General features: G+C 69.8%; 20 protein-coding genes. 1 reads left to right on the top strand and 19 read right to left on the bottom strand.

The window, feature by feature from the left end:
• Nucleotides 1-93: 93 nt before the first annotated feature.
• From ABZ717_RS26340 to ABZ717_RS26250, 19 genes are all read right to left on the bottom strand, one after another.
• A complete protein-coding gene (locus ABZ717_RS26340; RefSeq protein ID WP_358515215.1) occupies nt 94-354 on the bottom strand; it encodes a hypothetical protein in 261 nt (86 codons plus the stop codon).
• Nucleotides 355-364: 10 nt separating this feature from the next.
• On the bottom strand, nt 365-1,249 hold the full coding sequence (locus ABZ717_RS26335; protein WP_358515212.1) for a tyrosine recombinase XerC: 885 nt from the start codon (nt 1,247-1,249) through the stop codon (nt 365-367).
• The gene (locus ABZ717_RS26330; RefSeq protein WP_358515209.1) at nt 1,246-1,605 is read right to left on the bottom strand and encodes a RidA family protein; all 360 of its coding nucleotides are present in this window, start codon (nt 1,603-1,605) and stop codon (nt 1,246-1,248) included. The genes ABZ717_RS26335 and ABZ717_RS26330 overlap by 4 nt, the downstream gene beginning before the upstream one ends.
• Before the next feature lie 79 nt (nt 1,606-1,684).
• Nucleotides 1,685-2,800, bottom strand: coding sequence for a DNA-processing protein DprA (dprA, locus tag ABZ717_RS26325; RefSeq protein WP_358515206.1), 1,116 nt, complete (start codon nt 2,798-2,800; stop codon nt 1,685-1,687).
• 109 nt (nt 2,801-2,909) lie between these two features.
• Nucleotides 2,910-4,427: a YifB family Mg chelatase-like AAA ATPase gene (locus ABZ717_RS26320; RefSeq protein ID WP_358515203.1), complete on the bottom strand. Its 1,518-nt coding sequence runs from the start codon at nt 4,425-4,427 to the stop codon at nt 2,910-2,912.
• The gene (locus tag ABZ717_RS26315) at nt 4,427-4,801 is read right to left on the bottom strand and encodes a YraN family protein (RefSeq protein ID WP_358515200.1); all 375 of its coding nucleotides are present in this window, start codon (nt 4,799-4,801) and stop codon (nt 4,427-4,429) included. Before ABZ717_RS26315 ends, ABZ717_RS26320 begins: the two co-directional genes overlap by 1 nt.
• An 82-nt stretch (nt 4,802-4,883) precedes the next feature.
• A complete protein-coding gene (locus ABZ717_RS26310; RefSeq protein ID WP_304072742.1) occupies nt 4,884-5,216 on the bottom strand; it encodes a DUF2469 domain-containing protein in 333 nt (110 codons plus the stop codon).
• Between the two features lie 248 nt (nt 5,217-5,464).
• The gene (gene lepB, locus ABZ717_RS26305; RefSeq protein WP_358515197.1) at nt 5,465-6,334 is read right to left on the bottom strand and encodes a signal peptidase I; all 870 of its coding nucleotides are present in this window, start codon (nt 6,332-6,334) and stop codon (nt 5,465-5,467) included.
• Nucleotides 6,335-6,405: 71 nt separating this feature from the next.
• Nucleotides 6,406-6,765 (bottom strand): 50S ribosomal protein L19, encoded by a 360-nt coding sequence (rplS, locus tag ABZ717_RS26300; RefSeq protein ID WP_358515194.1) that lies wholly within the window; start codon nt 6,763-6,765, stop codon nt 6,406-6,408.
• Nucleotides 6,766-7,058: 293 nt separating this feature from the next.
• Entirely contained in the window at nt 7,059-7,817 is a 759-nt protein-coding gene (trmD, locus tag ABZ717_RS26295; protein ID WP_358515191.1) for a tRNA (guanosine(37)-N1)-methyltransferase TrmD, read from the bottom strand.
• Nucleotides 7,818-7,863: 46 nt separating this feature from the next.
• Entirely contained in the window at nt 7,864-8,382 is a 519-nt protein-coding gene (gene rimM, locus ABZ717_RS26290) for a ribosome maturation factor RimM (RefSeq protein ID WP_358515188.1), read from the bottom strand.
• Between the two features lie 160 nt (nt 8,383-8,542).
• The gene (locus tag ABZ717_RS26285) at nt 8,543-8,785 is read right to left on the bottom strand and encodes an RNA-binding protein (RefSeq protein ID WP_067601808.1); all 243 of its coding nucleotides are present in this window, start codon (nt 8,783-8,785) and stop codon (nt 8,543-8,545) included.
• 2 nt (nt 8,786-8,787) lie between these two features.
• The gene (gene rpsP, locus ABZ717_RS26280) at nt 8,788-9,243 is read right to left on the bottom strand and encodes a 30S ribosomal protein S16 (RefSeq protein WP_067601811.1); all 456 of its coding nucleotides are present in this window, start codon (nt 9,241-9,243) and stop codon (nt 8,788-8,790) included.
• Nucleotides 9,244-9,479: 236 nt separating this feature from the next.
• Nucleotides 9,480-11,084: a signal recognition particle protein gene (ffh, locus tag ABZ717_RS26275; protein WP_358515185.1), complete on the bottom strand. Its 1,605-nt coding sequence runs from the start codon at nt 11,082-11,084 to the stop codon at nt 9,480-9,482.
• A gap of 149 nt (nt 11,085-11,233) precedes the next feature.
• A complete protein-coding gene (locus tag ABZ717_RS26270) occupies nt 11,234-12,421 on the bottom strand; it encodes a hypothetical protein (protein ID WP_358515182.1) in 1,188 nt (395 codons plus the stop codon).
• A 380-nt stretch (nt 12,422-12,801) separates the two neighbouring features.
• Nucleotides 12,802-14,154: an ammonium transporter gene (locus ABZ717_RS26265; protein ID WP_358515180.1), complete on the bottom strand. Its 1,353-nt coding sequence runs from the start codon at nt 14,152-14,154 to the stop codon at nt 12,802-12,804.
• A 256-nt stretch (nt 14,155-14,410) separates the two neighbouring features.
• Nucleotides 14,411-15,601 (bottom strand): signal recognition particle-docking protein FtsY, encoded by a 1,191-nt coding sequence (gene ftsY / locus ABZ717_RS26260; RefSeq protein ID WP_358515177.1) that lies wholly within the window; start codon nt 15,599-15,601, stop codon nt 14,411-14,413.
• Between the two features lie 76 nt (nt 15,602-15,677).
• Nucleotides 15,678-16,712, bottom strand: a complete 1,035-nt coding sequence (locus tag ABZ717_RS26255) for an iron ABC transporter permease (RefSeq protein WP_358515174.1) — start codon at nt 16,710-16,712, stop codon at nt 15,678-15,680.
• Between the two features lie 21 nt (nt 16,713-16,733).
• Nucleotides 16,734-17,729 (bottom strand): ABC transporter substrate-binding protein, encoded by a 996-nt coding sequence (locus tag ABZ717_RS26250; protein ID WP_358515171.1) that lies wholly within the window; start codon nt 17,727-17,729, stop codon nt 16,734-16,736.
• Nucleotides 17,730-18,373: 644 nt separating this feature from the next.
• On the opposite strand from ABZ717_RS26250, the gene ABZ717_RS26245 reads away from it, so the two are divergent.
• The coding region (locus ABZ717_RS26245; RefSeq protein WP_358515168.1) for a S8 family serine peptidase at nt 18,374-20,203 on the top strand (1,830 nt) is incomplete at its 3' end.

Genomic DNA, 20,203 nt, shown 5'->3' with positions numbered 1-20,203 from the left:
TACCCGGCGGGGCCGGGCCGGGTACGGTTCGCCGGCAGTGTCGCCGGGGTGGGTGTGGTGAGCGTGACCCACGGAGAGACGCACACCACCTATTCACCGGTGGAGGCCTCCGTCTCCCGCGGCGATCCGGTCGCCACCGAGCCGATCGGCGCGGTGGCGGACGAACCACGTCACTGCGCGGAACGGACCTGCCTGCACTGGGGTCTGCTGCGCGGCCGTGCCTACCTGGACCCGCTCTCCCTGCTGGGACGTGGTGAGGTCCGTCTCCTGCCCGTCCCGGCGACGGCGACGGCGGCCCGGACCGTGTCCGTACGGGGCCGGTACGGACACGGGGCCGAGGGCGGGCGCGGGCACGACCACAGGGTCAGGCGCGCGGGTGGGCCTGTCGGTAGGCGTCACGCAGCCGATCCACCGAGACGTGCGTGTAGATCTGGGTGCTGCGCGGGCTGGCGTGGCCCAGGAACTCCTGCACGCTGCGCAGGTCGGCACCGCCGTTGAGCAGGTGGGTGGCGGCGCTGTGCCGCAGCCCGTGCGGGCCTCCCTCCACCCCGGCCGCGCGCAGGTGTGCGTACACGTCCTCTCTGGCCTGGCGTACGCCCAGACGTCCGCCGCGGGCACCGAGGAAGAGCGCGTCGGCGCTGCGGGGGTCGGCCATGTCGGGTCGACCACGGGAGATCCAGGCGTCGACCGCGTCCAGGGCGGGCCCACCGACCGGGACGGTGCGTTCCTTGTCGCCCTTGCCCAGCACCCGGACGGTGTCACGGGTTCGATCGAGGTCGGCCCGGTCCAGGGCGCACAGTTCGGCGACCCGGATCCCGGTGGCGTAGAGCAGTTCGACGACGGCGTGGCGGCGCAGTTCCACGGGGGTCTCCGGGGCGGGCCCGGACAGCGCGGAGCGCGCCTGTTCCTCGTCCAGGACCGCCGGCAGGTGGCGCTGCTGGGCAGGAGCGGACAACCGAGGCCCCGGGTCCACCGCCAGGACCCCCTCGCGGTGCAGGTACCGGGTGAGGGCACGCACGGCCGCCACTCGACGGGCGATGGTGGAGCGGCCCGCTCCCGCCTCTCGTGCCTTGGACAGCCAGGCCCGGATCAGGGGGACGTCGAGGTCGGCCGGGCCGGCGTCGTGCTCGTCCAGGTGTGCGAGGAGGGAGCGCAGGTCGGACAGATAACCGCGGACGGTGTGGGGCGAGCGCCCCAGTTCTCCGGTCAGGTGCCCGGCCAGCCGTTCCAGCGCCTGCGGACCGGTCAACCGCGGTCCCGGGGCAGGCAGGCGACGGCGTCGATCTCCACCAGGTAGCGGGGGTGGACCAGGCCGCTCACCTCCACCAGGGTCGCCGCGGGCAGGTGACCGTCGGGCAGGCATTCCAGCAGCGCGGCACGGAAGTCTTCGAGGTCGGTGATGTGGCGCAGGTAGTACGTCAACTTGACCAGGTGGCCCGGCCCCGCCCCGTGCCTGTCGAGGATCTCGGTGAGGTTCTGGAAGATCTGCCGGGTCTGCCCGGTGATGTCGAGGGCGATCTCGCCGTCGGAGGCCTCCGGGATCTGTCCGGAGACGAACAGGAGCGGCCCGTCGGCCAAGAGAGCGTCGCTGTACAGTTCTGCCATGTCGAAACCGTACCCGGGCGGATGTCCGGGTACCCGTCGGGTCGGGGTTCGGCCACGGCGCGGCTTCGGGCCCGGTGACTCATCCGCCCTCCTTTCCGCCGGGCAGGCGCCAGCCGTCGGGGCAGCGTTCGACCATCCCGGCGGCGGCGAGCATCCCCAGGGAGCGCATCGCCCCTTCCAGGCCCTCCCCGCAACGTCTGGCGACCTCGGCGGTGCCCACTCCGCGTCGGTCCACCACCGCGAGCACCCGGGCCGTCTCCGGATCGAGGTCCGCCGGGCCCGGCAGGGAGGTCTCCCCCACGGGAACGATCTGCTCCACCACGTCACCGACCCCGGTGACACAGGTGGCCCGCCCCTCCTTCAGGAGCCGGTGACAGCCCACGGAGGTCGCCGACGTGATCGGCCCCGGCACCGCCATCAGGATCCGGTGCAGATCGTTGGCGTGCGTGGCGGTGTTGAGCGCCCCGCTGCGCCGACCCGCCTCCACCACCACGGTTCCCGGCGTGAGCGCCGCGATGAGCCGGTTGCGGATCAGGAAGTCCTGCGCACGCGGGGAGCGACCGATCGGACGTTCGCTCACCAGTGCCCCCGCCCGGGTCACGTCGGCGAACAGGCCGGCGTGCCCGCGCGGGTAGTCCACGTCCAACCCGCCGGCCAACACCGCGACGGTGTGTCCGGCCGCCAGCGCGGACCGGTGCGCGGCCCCGTCGATGCCGTAGGCGCCCCCGGAGACCACGGTGAAGCCGCGTTCGGCCAACCCGTAGGCGAGTTCGGAGGCCACGTGCTCCCCGTAGGCACTGGCCGCCCTCGCACCGACGATCGCCACCGAACGCAGGCACAGGTTGCGCAGGTCCCCGTGGCCACGGACCCAGAGCCCATAGCAGTCCCGGTCCCCGGGCAGGTTGTCCAGCCGCCCCGGCCATTCGGGGTCTCCTGGAGCGACGAACCGCACCCCGGCCTCCGCCGAGTCCGCGAGCAGGCGATCGACGTCCACACGGACCGCCCGCCGGGCCCAGATCGCCCATCGGGGCGGTGGTTCGCCGTCCCATCCCGGCGGCGGCGCCCCGGCCACCAACTCCGCCCACACCCGCTCCGCCCCGTGCTCAACCAGCAACCGTGCCAGCCAGAGGTCACCGGGCCGCGCCACCGCCGTCAGTCCGGCCCGTGCCCGAGCCGCCTCCTCGTCCCCGCTCACCCCACACCCCTCCCGTCTTGGTCCGTCCCTCGTCCCATATCCGTTTCCGCCGCTCTCCGCCCTTCCGTCGCTCCCCGGTCTTCGCTTCGGTCGCCCGTGGCCGAGTCGATCACCAGGCGCGACCGGACCAGAGGGCGTACGCGTAGGCGGTCTCCTCCTCGCCTGGCCGGTCGCGTCCGGCCAGGTCGGCGAGGGTCCAGGCGACTCTCAGCGCGCGATCGACACCTCGGGCGCTGATCTGTCCGCGGTCCATGGCCAGGCCCAGCACCCGCAGGGCGTTGGGGGCCACCGGGAAGTCGCGGCGCAGTCGGGCGCCCGGGATGGCCGCGTTGGTGTTCCACGGGGTGTCGGCCAGGCGGACGCGAGCGCGGGCGCGGGCCGAGGCGACCCGTTCGGCCACCACCTCGGAGGACTCGGCGAAGGCCCGGTCGGCCAGCAGTTCGGCCCGGGCCACCGGTTGGAGTTCCACCTTGAGGTCGACCCGGTCCAGCAGGGGGCCCGAGACCCGGGAGAAGTACCTCCTGCGCTCCCCCGCCGGGCAGGTGCACAGGTTGCCCGGTTTGGCGCAGGGGCAGGGGTTGGCCGCCATGACCAACTGGAATCGGGCGGGGAAGGCGACGGTGGCGGAGGCCCGGGCGATCACCACCTCGCCTCGTTCGAGGGGTTCGCGCAGGGAGTCCAACACCCCACGACCGAACTGTGGCGCCTCATCGACGAACAGGACGCCCCGATGGGCCTTGGACACCCAACCCGGTCCCGGGTTACCACTACCACCACCGATGATGGCCGCGCGGCTGGAGGTGTGGTGCGGCGCCGCGAAGGGCGCTCGGATGATCATCGGGGCGCCGGACGGAAGCAGGCCGGCCACCGAATGGATGGCGGTGGCCTCCAGCGCCTCGTTCCGGTCGAGCCGAGGCAGCACCGTGGGCAGCCGTTCGGCCAGCAGGCTCTTCCCCGTTCCCGGTGGTCCGAGCATCATCATGTTGTGCCCGCCCGCGGCGGCGATCTCCACCGCCCGGCGAGCCACCGGCTGGCCCAGCACGTCGGACAGGTCCGGACCGTGGTCCTCGACGGCGGGCCCGGTCTCCGCCGGTTCCTCGGGTGGGTCCAGAACCTCACCGCGCAACCAGGAACACACCCCGGCGAGGTCGGCGACGGCGATCACCTCCACACCGGGGACCAGCCGAGCCTCAGCGGCGTTGCCGGTGGCCACCACGAACCGGGTGAATCCCTGCCCGGCGGCGGAGACCACCGCGGGCAGGACCCCGCGGACCGGGCGGGCTCGACCGTCCAGACCGAGTTCGGCGATGAGCACCGTGTCTTCGAGCCGGCCCGCGGGCACCTCACCGGCCGCGGACAACACCGCGCCGGCGATGGCCAGATCGAACAGACTGCCGGACTTGGGCAGGCTGGCCGGGGACAGGCTGATGGTGATCTGGCCGCTGGGCCAGTTCTCGGAACTGTTGGCGACGGCCGCGCGGATGCGATCCCTGGCCTCGCGCAACGCCGCGTCGGGCAGACCGACCAGGGTCACCCCGGGGTCGCCGCCGCCCAGGTGGACCTCCACCTCGACGATGTGCCCCTGCACGCCCAGCAGGGTGACGCAGTGGGTACGGGAGAGCGTCATCAGCGCAGCCCCCGCTCGTGCGACAGGAGCACCCGGCCCCGGTCGAACAGGACGCACACGCCGTCGACCCTGAGCGGGCCCGGGTGACGGCGGTGTGTCAAGGCCCAGGAACGCCCCAACGCCCGCAATCGGCGACGTTTGCGTTCGTCGATGGCCTCCAGCGGGTGGCCGTGGTGGAGGGAACCCCGGGTCTTGACCTCGGCGACCACCAGCACGGGCCCTTCCCGGGCCACGATGTCGATCTCCCCGGCGCCGTTCGGAGCCCGCCAGTTGCGGTCCAAGAGACGCATCCCGGCCCGCTCCAGGTACCGGGCGGCGAGCTCCTCACCGCTCCGGCCCAGGGTGTGCCGGTACTCGGCCCACTGTCGTAGCAAAGCGACCACCTCCCGTTACCACGGTCGGTGATCGCTTCGCTTCGCACCAGAGGGAATTTCCCGCCTGTGGACAACCCCGGGCTCACTCGCCGGGAGGCGGCCCCTCGGTCGGTGGCATCTCCAGGTCGGACTTGGTGATCTCCTCGACGTTGACGTCCTTGAACGTCACCACGCGCACGTTGCGGACGAACCGGGCCGGACGGTACATGTCCCAGACCCAGGCGTCCTCCATCACGACCTCGAAGTACATCTCCCCGTTCTCCGTGGAGCGGGGTTGCAGGTCCACGTGATTGGTGAGGTAGAAACGACGCTCGGTCTCCACCACGTAGCCGAAGAGGCCTACCACATCGCGGTACTCCCGGTAGAGCTGCAGCTCCATCTCGGCCTCGTACTTCTCCAGGTCCTCAGAACTCATCCGCTCGCTCGCTTTCGTCAGCACTCTCCGGTCGTGATGTGCCGGTCCTCCGACCGTGGACACCGCCGCCACCCGACTTCGTTCCCGTCGGGGAGGCGGACCACGCGTTCGGAGAACGCCGATACGATCCCAGATCCATCATGCGTCACGGAACGCGCTTTTGCGCACCGTCGAACGGATTTCCTTCGACTCTTCGGTCACCCGACCCCGTCCGAAGGTCCTCTGACGTCGAGCCGGTGGGCCCACCCCTACTCGGATTCGAGTTCCTCGAAGGCCGGCGGAACGCTCAGCGCACCGGCCTGGCCGAACGGCCAGATGATGACGAACGCCCGCCCCACCACGTGGTCGATCGGGACGGCGCCGCCACCTGGGTTGTTCTGGTTGGCGCGCGAGTCGTGCGAGATGGCACGGTGATCGCCCATCAGCCACAGGTGGTCCTCGGGGACCTCGATGGGCCCGAACTCGGTGTGACTCTCCACGCTGCCCGGGTAGAGGTAGGCCTCCTCGTCGAGGGGCTCGCCGTTGACCAGCAGACGGTTCTGCTCGTCACAGCACTCCACCGTGTCCCCCGGCAGGCCGATGACCCGCTTGATGTACTCCTTGCCGGAGGGCGCGGCACCGAGTTGCTGCTGCACCCAGGTGAACGCGCCGCTGACCGGGTTGGTGGGCTCGGGGATCTCCACGGTGTTCGGATCGTCCCACGACCCGTCGCCGTTGAAGACGATGACCTCACCGCGCTCGATGTCCCGAACCTGGTAAACGACCTTGTTGACGAGGACCCGGTCGCCGACGAGCAGGGTGTTCTCCATCGATGTGGAGGGAATGTAGAACGCCTGCATCAACCAGGTTCTGATCACGAACGCGAGAACCAACGCGATCACGATCAGAATGGGCAGTTCCTTCCAGAACGACCCCTTCTTGGCACTGTTCTGGGACTTGCTCATCGCCGCTTCCGCCTTCTCCTCCGACTCCTGATCCTCGGCTGCGGAGACACCACTGGCTCCCAGACCATCGTGGGTCTGGGAGCCAGTGGCGGAGCCTTGCTCCTCCGGGCCGGGCCGGGCGGAATCCTCGTCTTGGACCCCGTCCGTACCGAGGCCCTTCTCGTCTTCGTCCATCGGCCGAAAGCCTATCCTGCCTCCCACCTGGGCGGCACGGTTCCGGCCGGATGCGGTTACGAGAAGTGAGGTTACTTGGTGACGGGCTCGCGGCGCTCGCGGATACGAGCGGCCTTCCCGCGCAGCTCGCGCAGGTAGTACAGCTTGGCGCGACGCACGCGACCGCGGGCGGCGACCTCGTACTTCTCGATGGCCGGGGTGTGGATCGGGAAGGTACGCTCCACGCCCACGCCGTAGCTCACCTTGCGGATGGTGAAGGTCTCGCGGCTGCCCGCGCCCTGTCGGCGGATCACGACACCCTTGAAGACCTGGACACGGGTGCGGCTGCCCTCCGTCACGCGAACGTGGACGTTGAGGGTGTCACCCGGACGGAACTCCGGGATGTCGGTGCGAAGCTGAGCCTTCTCAAGCTCCTGAATGACGGTGTGCATCTCGCGAATCCTCATCGATAGCGCGCCGCGTCCTGCCCCTCGGCTGTTCCGAGGAGGGGGTTCGCGGGCGAGGCCCTATTGGGTCTGAACTGTGGAACCACCCGGTGACCGACACAGAGGCCGACGTCGTACCGCCGGCATGCGGATGCCTTGGGGTCACCGAGGGGGAACCCTCCCAGTTTGCCATATCCTCCGCGGCCACTCGAACCAACGGCGGTGTGGCCTTGGTGATCCTCCCGAAGGCCCGCCCCGAACCCGCCCGAAGTCCCGAGGGCCCCCGCTCAGTCCCCCGCTCAGTCCTGCGTCGTCTCCTCGGCGAGCACCTCGCGGTCGCGCTTGTCGAGGTTCTCGTCGGGGGTAGCGGCGATCAGGTCGGGACGGTTGCGCCCGGTCTTGCGCAGCGCCTGGTCACGGCGCCACCGGTCCACCGCTCCGTGGTTTCCGGACAGCAGTACCGCCGGGACCTCCTGGTCGCGCCAGACGTGCGGTTTGGTGTACACCGGGCCCTCGACCAGCCGTTCCATGCCGCCCGAGGCGAAGGAATCCTGGACGTGGGACTCGCGGTTGCCGAGCACCCCCGGCAACAGCCGGGTGATCGCCTCCACGATGACCAACGTCGCGGACTCGCCCCCGTTGAGGACGTAGTCGCCGATACTGATCTCCTCGACCGGCATCCGGCCGGCCGCGTCCACCGCCACCCGGGAGTCGATCCCCTCGTACCGGCCGCAGCCGAACACCAGGTTCTCCTCACCGGCCAGACGCTCGGCGTCGGCCTGGGTGAAGGGGCGTCCACTGGGGGTGGGCAGGATCAGCCTGGCCGGCCGGTCCGCGATGACCTCGTCGAGCGCCTCCCCCCACGGTTCGGGCTTCATCACCATGCCGGGGCCGCCCCCATAGGGGGTGTCGTCGACGGTGTTGTGCCGGTCGTGGGTCCAGGAGCGCAGGTCGTGGACGCGCACGTCGAGGAGGCCCGCGGTACGGGCCTTGCCGATCAGGGACAGGTCCAGGGGGGCGAAGTAGTCGGGGAAGATGCTGATGATGTCGATGCGCACGGCGTACTCGGTCTCGTTCGCTCGGCGACCGGGCGGCTTCGGCCGCTCAGTCGTTGGTGTGGAGGTCGAGCAGGCCGGGCGGCGGGTCCAGCGTGATCCGCCCCGCGGTCACGTCCACCTCGGGGACGATCGGGGCGACGAACGGCACGAGGACCTCGTGGCCGGCCTCCGCGGTGATCACCAGCACGTCCTGGGCGTAGTGGAGGACGTCGTCGACCGTTCCGATGGTCGTGCCGTCGGTGGCGACCGCGGTCAGACCGATGAGCTCGTGGTCGTGGAACTCGTCCGGATCGTCCAGGGGCGCGATGTCCTCGGAGTCCACCAGGAGGGCGGTGCCGCGCAGCGCCTCGGCGGCGTCGCGGTCGGCCATGCCCTTGAAACGGACGAGCAGCTTCCCGCTGTGTCGACGGATCGAGGCGATGGTGAGTGGTCCCACCGACCCGGGGTCGGTGTTCAGGACGGCGCCCTCCACGAACCGGGCCTCGGGGTCGTCGGTGCGCACCTCGACGGCCACGTCGCCGCGGATGCCGTGCGCACGGCCGATCCGGCCCACCACGAGTCGCATGAGTCCTTTTTCCTTCGATCGATACCGGCCCGGGAGCTCGACCGGGCGCCTCGGTGGCGCCTTGGAAGGCTTCGGGGAAAACCGTGCCCGGGCGCCCCACAGGGGTGCCCGGGCACGGGTGTGGGGCACCGACCTCTCGGCCGGCGCCCCGGGAGGCGCGTCAGCGCACTTCGTGCAGGTCCAGCAGGTCCACACGCACGTAACGACCACCGGCGAGCGCGCCGATGATGGTACGCAGTGCCTTGGCGGTGCGGCCGTTGCGACCGATCACCTTGCCCAAGTCGTCAGGGTGGACCCGGACCTCCAGGACCTTGCCCTTGCGGAGCCGCTTGGCTCTCACCTGGACGTCCTCGGAGTTCGCAACGATCCCCTTCACGAGGTGCTCAAGCGCCTCTTCCAGCACGATCAGGCCTCGCCCTCGGACTTCTTCTCGGCCTCGGCGTCCTCAGCCGGCTTCTCGGCCGGCTTCTCCGCCTTCTTCTCGGCCTTCTTGGTCTTCTTCTCCTGACCGGGGAGCACGAGCTCCTTCAGCGCGGCCTGGAAGGCGGCCTCCTTGGCCTCCGGGTCCTTGGCCTCGGCGACCTGGAGCGGAGCCGGAGCCTGCAGGCCCTTGAACTTCTGCCAGTCACCGGTCTTGCGCAGGAGGACCTTCACCGCGTCGGACGGCTGAGCGCCGACGGAGAGCCAGTACTGGGCCCGCTCGGAGTCGATCTCGATGAGACTCGGGTGCTCCTTGGGGTGGTACTTGCCGATCTCCTCGATCGCCTTGCCGTCACGCTTGTTGCGGGCGTCGGCGACGATGACACGGTACTGCGGCGTACGAATCTTGCCCATACGCTTGAGCTTCAGTTTGACAGCCACTGGAGTGGTCTTCTCCCGAAAACGGTGTTAGCGCCTGACCGGCGACCCACGTGGGGTTGTGGAACCCGTCGAGGCAGGACATGAGCGGCGGACTAGTTAGAGGGCCGGCCCACCGCCGTTAGTCGACTCCTCATTGTGCCAGACGCCGGCGGGTTCCTCGGCCAGGACCACGGACGAGTCCGGTCACATTCGAAAGCGCGGCCATCCCCCTTCGTGGGGAACGGCCGCGCCACCGATCACTTGTCGTCGTTCTTACCGAACTTGAAGTCCGAGAGGTCCGGCATGTTCGGTCCACCGAAGGCGGGCGGGAGGCTGGGCTGCTGCCCACCGCCGCCGCCCAGGCCCGGGGGCAGCTGCGGTGTCTGCGGCCCCTCCTCCTGGCGGCGCTGCCGCTCGGCGGCGCGCTCGGCCTCCTGCTGACGGGCCTTCATCGGGTTGCCGCTGCGCTGCTTGCCCTTCTTCGGCTTCTTGCCCTTCTTGGCCTTCTTGCCGCCGCCACCCGGCATGCCCGGCATCCCGGGCATCCCCGGCATGCCGCCGCCGCTCTTCATCTTGCGCATCATCTTCTGCGCCTCGAAGAAGCGGGTGACCATGCCGTTGACGTCGCCGACCTGGGTACCCGAACCGTTGGCGATGCGCAGCCGGCGCGACCCGTTGATCATCTTGGGGTTGGTGCGCTCGGCGGGGGTCATCGACTGGATGATCGCCTGGATGCGGTCCAGGGACTTGTCGTCGATGTTGTCGATCTGCTCGCGCATCTGGCCCATGCCGGGCATCATCCCGAGCAGGTTGCCGATGGGGCCGAGCTTGCGGACCATCTTCATCTGTTCGAGGAAGTCGTCGAGCGTGAAGTCCTCGTCCGAGGCCATGGTCGAGGCCATCTTCTCGACCTCGGCCTCGTCGAACGTGCGCTGGGCCTGTTCGATGAGGGTGAGGACGTCGCCCATGTCCAGGATGCGCGAGGCCATCCGGTCCGGGTGGAAGAGGTCGAAGTCCTCGAGTTTCTCGCCGGTGGACGCGAACATGATCGGGCGGCCGGTGAGGTGCCGGATCGACAGGGCCGCACCACCACGGGCGTCACCGTCGAGCTTGGTGAGCGCCACCGCGTCGTAGCCGACGCCGTCGAGGAAGGACTGCGCGGTGTTGACCGCGTCCTGACCGATCATCGCGTCGACGACGAAGATGATCTCGTCGGGCTCGACCGCGTCACGGATGTCCGCCGCCTGCTGCATCATCTCGGTGTCCACACCGAGGCGGCCGGCGGTGTCGATGATGACGACGTTGTGGTTGTTGCGCCGCGCGTGCTCGATCGACTCGCGCGCGACCTGAACCGGGTCGCCCACTCCGTTGCCGGGTTCGGGCGCGAACACCTGGGTGCCCGCGCGCTCACCGACCACCTGGAGCTGCGTGACGGCGTTGGGACGCTGGAGGTCGGCGGCCACCAGCAGCGGGGTGTTGCGGTCGTCCGACAACCACTTGGCGAGCTTGCCCGCCAGGGTGGTCTTACCCGCGCCCTGAAGACCCGCGAGCATGATCACGGTGGGGGGCGTCTTCGCGAAGCGGATCTGCCGCGTCTCGCCACCGAGGATCTCGACCAGTTCCTCGTTGACGATCTTGATGACCTGTTGGGCGGGGTTGAGGGCCTTGGAGACCTCTTCGCCGCGGGCGCGCTCCTTGATCCGCGCGATGAACTCGCGGACCACGGGTAGTGCGACGTCCGCTTCGAGCAGCGCGAGACGGATCTCGCGCGCGGTCGCGTTGATGTCCTCTTCGGAGAGGCGCCCCTTGCCGCGCAGCGAGGAGAAGACCGATGTCAGCCGGTCGGAAAGCGTCTCGAACACGAGTTCAGCCAGTCCTTCGTATCGGGAATGGCTTCCTAGCCTACCCGCACGTCGCCACCTGGGGCGCTGTGCGGGCGGGCGCGGCAGCCGGACGTTGGAGGGGCGGGAACCTTCGGTCCCCGCCCCGGTTCACGGGAGGGCTACGAGGGCTACTGGCCCTCCTCACCCTCCCCGGCGCCCTCTTCACCGGTGTCCTCGCCACCGGAGAGAGTGGCCTCATGCTGTTCGTTGACGGCGGCGATCATCTCCTCCTGCTGGGTGGAGGTCAGCCCACGGGTGGACAGAACGGCGTCGGCGTCGATGTTGTACTCCTCGGGGTCGGAGCTGGTGACGTCGTAGTCGACCCCGCAGGACAGGTCCAGGGTGCCGCCGGCCTCCAGCGCGCCGGACTCCGAGCACTCCTGGTCGCCGAGTTCCTCGTTGGCGAAGGTGACGTCCATGCGCACCAGGACGGTGCCGCTGCCGTTGTCACCGGCGTCGTGCACGGTGCCGGACCAGGTGCAGCTGGGCCCCTCGTCGCAGCTCATGCCGGCCTCGCCGTCCCAGGCCGCCTCGACCCGGGCGTCGCGAGAGGAACCGAGTTCCTCTTCCACGGCGGTGGCCAGGCCGGTGTAGAGCTCCTCCACCGCGGGTTCCTCGGCCGCTGCCAGGTCCAGGCGTACCTGGGGACCGCTCTCGGCGCCCTCGGGGACCAGTTCCTCGATCGCGATGCGCAGGACCTGGTTGGTCTCGGCGTCGATCCACAGCTGGTTGCGTTCGCCGGCGAGGTCGACCCGGTAGGCACGCGTGCCGTCCAGGTCCTCCTCCACCGCCTCGTCGCTCTCCAGTTCCATCGCCCCGAGGGTCTCGGCGAGCGAGGGCGGAGCGAGCGTGCTGGAGGGGTTGAGTCCGGCCTGCGCGGGCGAGGAACGCACCCAATTGCCCTCGAAGGCGTCGCTGTCGGGACCGAAGACGCTCCGGTCCAGCCAGAACTCCTCGTCGGCGCGCAGGAACAGCTTGCTGTCCGCGGCGAGTACCTCGGCCTCGGCACCGTTGACCTGGAAGGTGCCGCGGGTGGCCCCACCGTCGGCGACGGTGAGCTCGGTCTCCTGTACGTCCGCGCCGACACTGGCGGCGATCTGCCCGGTCGCGACCACGGCCGGGTAGTCGGCCAGGGCGGTCAGGGCCTCCTCCAGCAAGGGCGCGGCGTCGACGGGTTCCGCGGTCTCGGTGGCGGGCTCCTCCGCCTCGTCACCGCCACCGGAGCACGCGGCCAGTCCCAGCGCGGCGATGGTTCCCACCGCGGCGAGCGTGAACCGTCCGCCCCTGTGACCCCTTTTTCGAGTAACCGGCGCCATCTTGCCTCCTGCCCCCATCGGCTGAGGGGTGCTGATACGAATCGGCGTTGAAGTGAGTCATCGGGGAGGGATCGGGCTCTTGGCGGCCCGGCCTACCGTTCCCCGGCACGTGGTGAATCGGTGCGTGTTCCGTCGATGTCCCGGCGTATGCGGGAAGGGACCGTCGCACCGCTTCGAAAGGGTACCGAACCCAGACACGGGTCACTGCCAACAGTGCCACTTGATTACGTACACATATCCGACAAGCTGGGAGAACCGACGCCCGAAAAACCCCGGCATGCCCGTTTCGGACACATGGACGGGGCCGACGGGTCATGCCCGTCGGCCCCTGGATCGCCTCACCGCGTCAACGGATCGAGACCCTCACCTCGACGTTGAGGTCAGGCATCGACCCGCGGTGAGGTCGTCTCCCCACCCGGAGGCGTCGGAGAGGAGACCGCTTCCGGAGTTTCCGTGGCCAACGCGTCGAGCTCCTCGAAGGCGTAGGCCGATTCGGCGTGCAACTCGTGATCGAGGCCGTTGGTCTCGACCTCCTCGGGAAGACGGAAGCCGATGATGAGGTCGATCACCTTGGCGATGACCCACGTGAGGACGAACGTGTAGATCGTGACGCCGAGGACCGAGATGGTCTGGGCGGCCAGGAGGCCCGCTCCCCCGCCGGTGAACAGACCGGCGTCGCCGCCACCGGGCACCGCCGAGGAGGCGAAGAACCCGAGGGCCAGACAGCCGATCACGCCGCCGACCATGTGGAGCCCGACCACGTCCAGGGCGTCGTCGTACTTGAACCGGAACTTGAGGCTGATGGCGTAGGCGCACACGGCACCGGACAGGGCACCGACGAGTATCGCGCCGACCGGGGTGACGTTGGCGGCCGACGGGGTGATCGCGACCAGACCGGCGATGGCGCCGGAGGCGAAACCGAGGGCGCTGACCCTGCCGTAGCGGAGGCGCTCGACCAGCATCCACGCGGCGGTGGCGGCGGCGGTGGCGACCTGGGTGTTGACCAGGGCCAGGGCGGCCTGCTCGTTGGCGGCGTAGGCGGAACCGCCGTTGAAGCCGAACCAGCCGAACCACAGGAGCGCGACGCCCAGCAGGACGAACGGCAGGTTGTGCGGGCGCGTGGACTCCGAGCCGAAGCCCTTGCGTCGGCCCAGGACCAGGACCAGCGCGAGCGCCGCCGCGCCGGCGTTGATGTGGACGGCGGTTCCACCGGCGAAGTCGATGACCTCGGGCAGCCCGGTCCACTCGTGCATGCGCGCGACCCAGCCGCCGCCCCAGACCCAGTGGGCGACGGGGAAGTAGACCAGGAGCGCCCACACCGGGGCGAAGAGCAGCCAGGCGCCGAACTTGGCGCGGTCGGCGATGGCCCCGCTGATCAGGGCCACGGTGATGACCGCGAACATCAGCTGGAAGCCGGCGTCGACGAGCAGCGGGTAGCCGCCCTCACCGTCGGCGGCCGGCTCGACCTCGGTCATGATCCCGGTCAGTCCGACGTAGTCGAAGCCGCCGATGAACAGGTCCAGGGCACCGTGGCCGGGAGCGTAGGTCAACGAGTGCCCGATGAGCACCCACAGGACGCTGACGATCGCGATGCTGCTGAAGCTCATGAGCATCATGTTGAGGACGCTCTTGGCCCGCGACATGCCTCCGTAGAAGAACGCCAGGCCCGGGGTCATGAGCATCACCAGCGCGGCGCTCATCAGCAGCCACGCGGTATTGCCGGTGTCGATCATTTCGTCGCCTCCATGGGATGGACGGGTGAGGTCGTCTTTCGACGAGGGCACCGGTCGGCGAGCGCGTCTTCGGGCCCGTCTCGGATCACCACGGCGACAACGGTCCATCTCCGGTGTTACCCATCGGAGCCCCACGTGTTGCGCGGGCGTAAAAGGACCGCGGACGGTGTTACGGAGCGGTGAAGCGGAGGCGCGAAGAGGCCGGCGCACCCGCTGGTGCGCCGGCCTCTTCGGTGGGTTCGTGTGGGTTCGGGACTCAGCCCAGGATCGCGTCCACGAAGACCTCGGGGTCGAAGGGCGCCAGGTCGTCGGGGCCCTCCCCCAGCCCGACGAGCTTGACCGGGACGCCCAGCTCACGCTGGACCTGGACGATGATGCCGCCCTTGGCGGTGCCGTCGAGCTTGGTCAGGGCGATGCCGGAGACGTTCACGACCTCGGCGAACACCCGCGCCTGGCGCAGGCCGTTCTGTCCGGTGGTCGCGTCCAGGACGAGGAGGACCTCGTCGACCTGGGACTTCTTCTCCACCACGCGCTTGACCTTGCCGAGCTCGTCCATGAGCCCGGTCTTGGTGTGCAGGCGTCCGGCCGTGTCGATGATGACGGTGTCGGCCCCGTCCTCGATTCCACGGGCGACCGCGTCGAAGGCGACGCTGGCGGGGTCGGCGCCCTCCTCCTTGCGCACGACCGGGGCGCCGACCCGGGAACCCCAGGTCTGGAGCTGTTCGCCGGCTGCCGCGCGGAAGGTGTCGGCGGCGCCCAGGACCACGCTGCGACCGTCACCGACCAGGGCACGGGCGAGCTTGCCGGTGGTGGTGGTCTTGCCGGTGCCGTTGACTCCCACGACCATGACCACGGCCGGGCGGTCGCCGTGCGGCGTGGTGCGCACGACACGGTCGGTGCCGGCACCGATCTGTTCGAGGAGTTCGTCGCGGAGCAGGCTCCGCACCTCCTCGGTGTCACGGGTGCCGAGCACCTTGACCCGGGTGCGCAGGTTCTCCACGATCTGGGTGGCCGAGGTCACGCCGATGTCAGCGGTGATCAGCGTGTCCTCGATCTCCTCCCAGGTGTCCTCGTCGAGGTTCTTGGCGGAGAGCAGGTTGAGCAATCCCTGGCCGAGAGAGCTCTGGGAACGGGCCAATCGGGCCCGCAGGCGGACCATGCGTCCCTCTGACGGGGGCGGGGTCTCGATCTCGGGTTCGGCGGGGGCGGCGGGGGCCTCGGGTTCGGCCTCCTCCGCCGGAGGCGCGTGGGCGGGGGGCGTGCGTACCGTCCCCTCGTCCCGTTCCCGGTCCTCCTCCGGTGCGGGCGCCTTAGGGGTGTCGGTGACCTCGGGCTTGGTCTCCTCCTTGCCCGGCGCGACCGAGCTTCGGGTCCTGACCAGGAAGAACCCGCCGACCACCAGGAGGGCGACGACGACGATGATGCTTACGAGCAAGGTGATGTCCATAGCGTGAGCCAGTCTTCCAGAGTGTCCGACGCGTTCGCATCACGTCCGGTCCACCGGGCACGGCCCGGGACGGGGCTCAGGTACCGCGATGGCGTGTGGTGCGCAGGATGAGCACGAAGAACGGTGCTCCGAGGAAGGCGGTGACCACGCCGATGGGCAGTTCCGCGGGGGCGACGATCGTGCGCGCCACGATGTCGACGGTGACGAGGAAGGCACCGCCGGCCAACACGGTGACCGGCAGGATCGCCCGATAGTTGGAGCCGACCAGGCGGCGCACGATGTGCGGCACGACGATGCCGACGAACCCGATGAGTCCGCTCACCGACACGGCGGCCGCGGTGGCAAGGGACGCGGCGGCGATGACGACCAGGCGCACCGCGGCCGGGTTGAGGCCGAGGCTGACGGCCTTGTCGTCGCCCAGCGCCAGCATGTCCAGCAGGTAACCGGACAGCAGCAGCACGGCCAGTCCCACCGCGGCGTAGGGGGCGATGAGCCGCACGTCGTCCCAGCCGCCCCGGCCGAGGCCACCGAGCAGCCACGCGTAGATGCGTTGGAGCTGGTCGATGCCCATCTGTTGGACGAGGGTCTGCGCCGCGGACAGGAAGGAGGAGACGGCCACCCCGGCGAGCACCAGAGCGGCGGTGCCCCCTCCTCCGGCGGTGGAACCGAGCGCGTAGGCGGCGGCCACCCCCAGGAGCGCGCCGACGAAGGCCGCCACGGGGACCAGCGCCCGGGGGTCGGCGACGAGGTCGCCGCCGAACACCATGACCATGGTGGCTCCCAGCCCGGCGCCGGCGGCGGCACCGAGCAGGAAGGGGTCGGCCAGTGGATTGCGGAAGACCCCTTGGTAGGCGCCGCCCGCGGTGGCCAGGAGTGCGCCGACGATCGCGCCCATCACCACTCGGGGCAGGCGCAGCTCCATGAGCAGTGCCTCCTGCCGTTCGGTCAGGGGTGACTCCACCCAGCCGAAGGGCAGGAGACCGACGAAGTGGCGGAGGATGTCGGTGGCGGTCAGGGAGGCCGCCCCGGCCGAGACGCCGAACACCGCGGCCGTGCACAGCACGACCACGCCGGCCAGCAACCACCCGAACGGGACCCCGAAGCCCTTCACCGCCCTACCTCCGCCCTTCCTCTACTCGCCCGCGCTCTGCTGGACGGCTTCGCCGACGGTCTCGGCGAAGTCGACCACACGCGGTCCCCAGCGGGAGGAGGTGTCCTCGTCGAGCAGGTGCACGGCGTCGTTCTCGACCGCGGTGACGGTGTCGAAGGCGGGGCGTTCGGCCACGTCCTCGACGGCGGACTCGTCGCCGTAGGACAGGAAGATCAGGTCCGGGTTCTCCTCCACCACGAACTCGGTGGACAGCTGCGGGTAGCCGCCGCTCTCGGTGTCGTCCGTCTGGTCGGCGATGTTCACCAGGCCGAACGCGTCGTAGACCTGACCGACGAAGGTGGCGGAGGTGACGGAGAACAGGGTGTCGTCGAGCTCGTGGTAGAAGGTGAGTTCGGTGTCACCCAGGGCTCCGCAGGCCTCTTCGACGACGGCGTTGAAATCGGTCTCGACCCGGTCGGCCTCCGCGTCGGCCTCCTCCGTCTTGCCGGTGACCTCGCCGAGCAGGCGGATCTGGGCGTAGACGTCCTCCAGGTCGGCGGCGTCGCCCAGCACGAGCGTGGGGATGTCCACGGCGTCGAGCTGCTCCACGCTGTCGATGGCGCTGTCGGAGAGGATGACCAGGTCGGGGTCGTACTCGCTGATGGCCTCGACGCTGGGGGTGTAGCCGCTGAGGTCCGTGGTGGGGGCCTCTTCGGGGTAGTAGGAGTACTCGTCGACCGCCTCGACCTGGTCGCCGGCGTCGATGGCGAAGAGGGACTCGGTGGTGCTGGGGGAGAGCGAGACGATGCGCTCGGGCGCCTCTTCCAGGGTGACCTCGCCGACGGAGTCGTCGACGGTGACCGGGAAGGTGCCGTCACCGATCTCGGTACGCTCGGCGGGCTCGGGGACACCGCACTCCGCCGACGCGGTCTCGGTGGTCTCCTCCGTGTTCTCCGGTTCGGGGTCGTCCGTACCGCAGGCGGTGAGGGCGAGCGTGGCGCCCAAGAGGGCGATGGGAAGCTGGCGGGCGATCCGCACGGTGCTCCTTCGAGTGCGTGCGGGGAGGAGCACGGCCCAGATCGGGACGGCCGGTCCTTCCCACGAGGACAGGGGACGTCGGCGTCGGCGAGGCGACCTGGCTCGTCCCCGCGCTCGGCGGGGCTTCACAGTTGCGGGACAGCGCCGGATCCGGCGGCCGGATGTGGCCGCCTGCCGGACTTCGCTCGATCGACACCGGCTGGTACCGACCCGGGTGGGACGGCACAGCGCGTCCAACTCTACTGCGCGGTACTTGGGGACCGACTCGGGCGTGTGCGACCACTCCGACCTGCGTGTCCTTCGTTACGGACGGTCGTTTTCGTGAAACGGTCACGTTCCGGCTCCGGAAGCCAACCCAACCGTTTTCATGGACATTAAGACGAAATACGTCTTCCGTCCGTTTTATAAACCATTGCAACCCCGGAGGAAACTCACGGCACTTCGTCACGCCATGTGGCCATATTGAGTCTGAATGAACATTGACACCCCACATCGCACACGGCAATGATCTCGTTGCCATGCGCGCCGATCCTCCCAATACGGACACTTCCGGCGTATCCCCTCCGTGTGTGCACTCCATACCCGGTGGGTCGTCGATTCCCCCGCTGTCCTGAGGCGCGCACGAGAAGGGATGTGTTGACAAGGTGGCACCCCACCGATCACGCCTGGCCCCATTGGCCGGATTGACACTCATCGCCGGCCTGGTGGCGGCCACACCCGCGACCGCGGACGAGGAACAGGGGCTCGCTCCCCTGCACCCCGCCCCCACCGCGGGCAACGGCGAGCTCACCCACCAGGTCCAGGACCTGTGGTTCATCGAACTCGAAGGCCCACCCACCACCGAGGGCACCTCCGTCGCCCGTGTCGACGACGAACACACCGAATTCCACGCCGAGGCCCGAGAACACGGCCTTGAGTACACCGAACGCCACTCCTTCACCGAACTGTGGAACGGCGTCTCCGTGGAGATGGAGGACGATCAGATCGGAACGGCCCGGGAGATCCCCGGTGTGGCCGCCATTCACCCGGTCATGCGGCACGAGATCCCCGAGATCGCCGACAACGAGCCCGAGATGGACACGGCCCTGGGCATGACCGGCGCCGACATCGCGCAGAGCGAGCTCGGTCTGACCGGCGAGGGACTGCGTGTGGCCATCATGGACACCGGAGTCGACTACACCCATCCCGACCTGGGCGGCCCCGGCGGGTTCCCATCCGAACGCGTGGTGACCGGCCACGACTTCGTCGGTGACGACTTCAACGCCGGCGACCCCGAGAACGCCGAGCCGATCCCCGACGACGACCCACAGGACTGCAACGGGCACGGCACCCACGTCGCCGGCATCGTCGGCGCCCAGGGCCAGGTCACCGGTGTGGCGCCCGACGTGGAGTTCGGCGCCTACAAGGTGTTCGGCTGCGCCGGTTCCACCACGTCCGACATCATGATCGCCGCCATGGAGCAGGCCCTGGCCGACGACATGGACGTGCTCAACATGAGCATCGGCTCCGCGCACTCCTGGCCGCAGTACCCGACCGCCGTCGCCTCCGACCGACTGGTCGACGAGGGCATGGTCGTGGTCGCCTCCATCGGCAACGAGGGCGCCACCGGCCTGTACTCCGCGGGCGCGCCCGGTCTGGGCGAGGACGTCATCGGGGTGGCCGCCTACGACAACACGCACATCCGCGCGGCCGCGGCCGAGGTCACCCAGAGCGGCGAGACCGTCGCCTACATGGAGATGGACGACGCCACGCTTCCACCGACGTCCGGGGAGACCGACGAGATCGTGGACATCGGCCGCGGTTGTCTGGCCGCGGGCGACGAACTCGAAGGCGACCCCGAGGGCAAGACCGCGCTGATGGTCCGCGGCGAGTGCACCTTCACCGAGAAGTACGACGCCGCCGTCGACGCGGGCGCCACCGGTGTCGTGGTCTACAACAACCTGCCCGGCATGTTCGCGGGCGGCGGCATCGTCGACCGCGGTGCCTTCTCCGTCGGCGTCTCCGACGAGTCCGGCGCGCACCTCCTGGAGCTCCTGGAGTCCGGCGAGAGCGTCACCCTCACCTGGACCGGTGAGGAGACCACCATCCCGAACCCGACCGGCGGGCTGATCAGCAGCTTCAGCTCCTACGGTCTGGGCGCCGACCTGTCCCTGAAGCCGGACATCGGCGCCCCGGGCGGTCTGATCAACTCCACCTACCCCATGGCCAAAGGCGGCTACGCCACGGTCAGCGGCACCTCGATGTCGTCCCCGCACGTCGCGGGCGGCGTCGCGTTGGTCCTGGAGTCCCGGCCCGACCTGGACGCCCACGACGTACGCGACGTGCTCCAGAACTCCGCGGACCCGACCATGTGGTGGGGCGACCCGGACATGGGCGTGCTCGACAACGTCCACCGCCAGGGCGCCGGCATGCTCGACCTGCCCGGAGCCGTGGAGGCGACCACCTCGTTGTCCCCCGGCAAGCTCGGCCTGGGC

The sequence above is a fragment of the Nocardiopsis sp. NPDC006832 genome, assembly GCF_040635885.1.
GTDB lineage: Bacteria > Actinomycetota > Actinomycetes > Streptosporangiales > Streptosporangiaceae > Nocardiopsis.
This window is presented reverse-complemented; position numbering and strand designations above follow the sequence as displayed.

Excerpts from the sequence above, each read along its gene's own strand:
- ABZ717_RS26330 (WP_358515209.1), bottom strand. The coding sequence starts at position 1,605 with ATGGCAGAACTGTACAGCGACGCTCTCTTGGCCGACGGGCCGCTCCTG.
- ABZ717_RS26320 (WP_358515203.1), bottom strand. The coding sequence starts at position 4,427 with ATGACGCTCTCCCGTACCCACTGCGTCACCCTGCTGGGCGTGCAGGGG.
- ABZ717_RS26310 (WP_304072742.1), bottom strand. The coding sequence starts at position 5,216 with ATGAGTTCTGAGGACCTGGAGAAGTACGAGGCCGAGATGGAGCTGCAG.
- lepB (WP_358515197.1), bottom strand. The coding sequence starts at position 6,334 with ATGGACGAAGACGAGAAGGGCCTCGGTACGGACGGGGTCCAAGACGAG.
- rplS (WP_358515194.1), bottom strand. The coding sequence starts at position 6,765 with ATGCACACCGTCATTCAGGAGCTTGAGAAGGCTCAGCTTCGCACCGAC.
- rimM (WP_358515188.1), bottom strand. The coding sequence starts at position 8,382 with ATGCGACTCGTGGTGGGCCGGATCGGCCGTGCGCACGGCATCCGCGGC.
- ABZ717_RS26270 (WP_358515182.1), bottom strand. The coding sequence starts at position 12,421 with ATGGCGCCGGTTACTCGAAAAAGGGGTCACAGGGGCGGACGGTTCACG.
- ABZ717_RS26265 (WP_358515180.1), bottom strand. The coding sequence starts at position 14,154 with ATGATCGACACCGGCAATACCGCGTGGCTGCTGATGAGCGCCGCGCTG.
- ftsY (WP_358515177.1), bottom strand. The coding sequence starts at position 15,601 with ATGGACATCACCTTGCTCGTAAGCATCATCGTCGTCGTCGCCCTCCTG.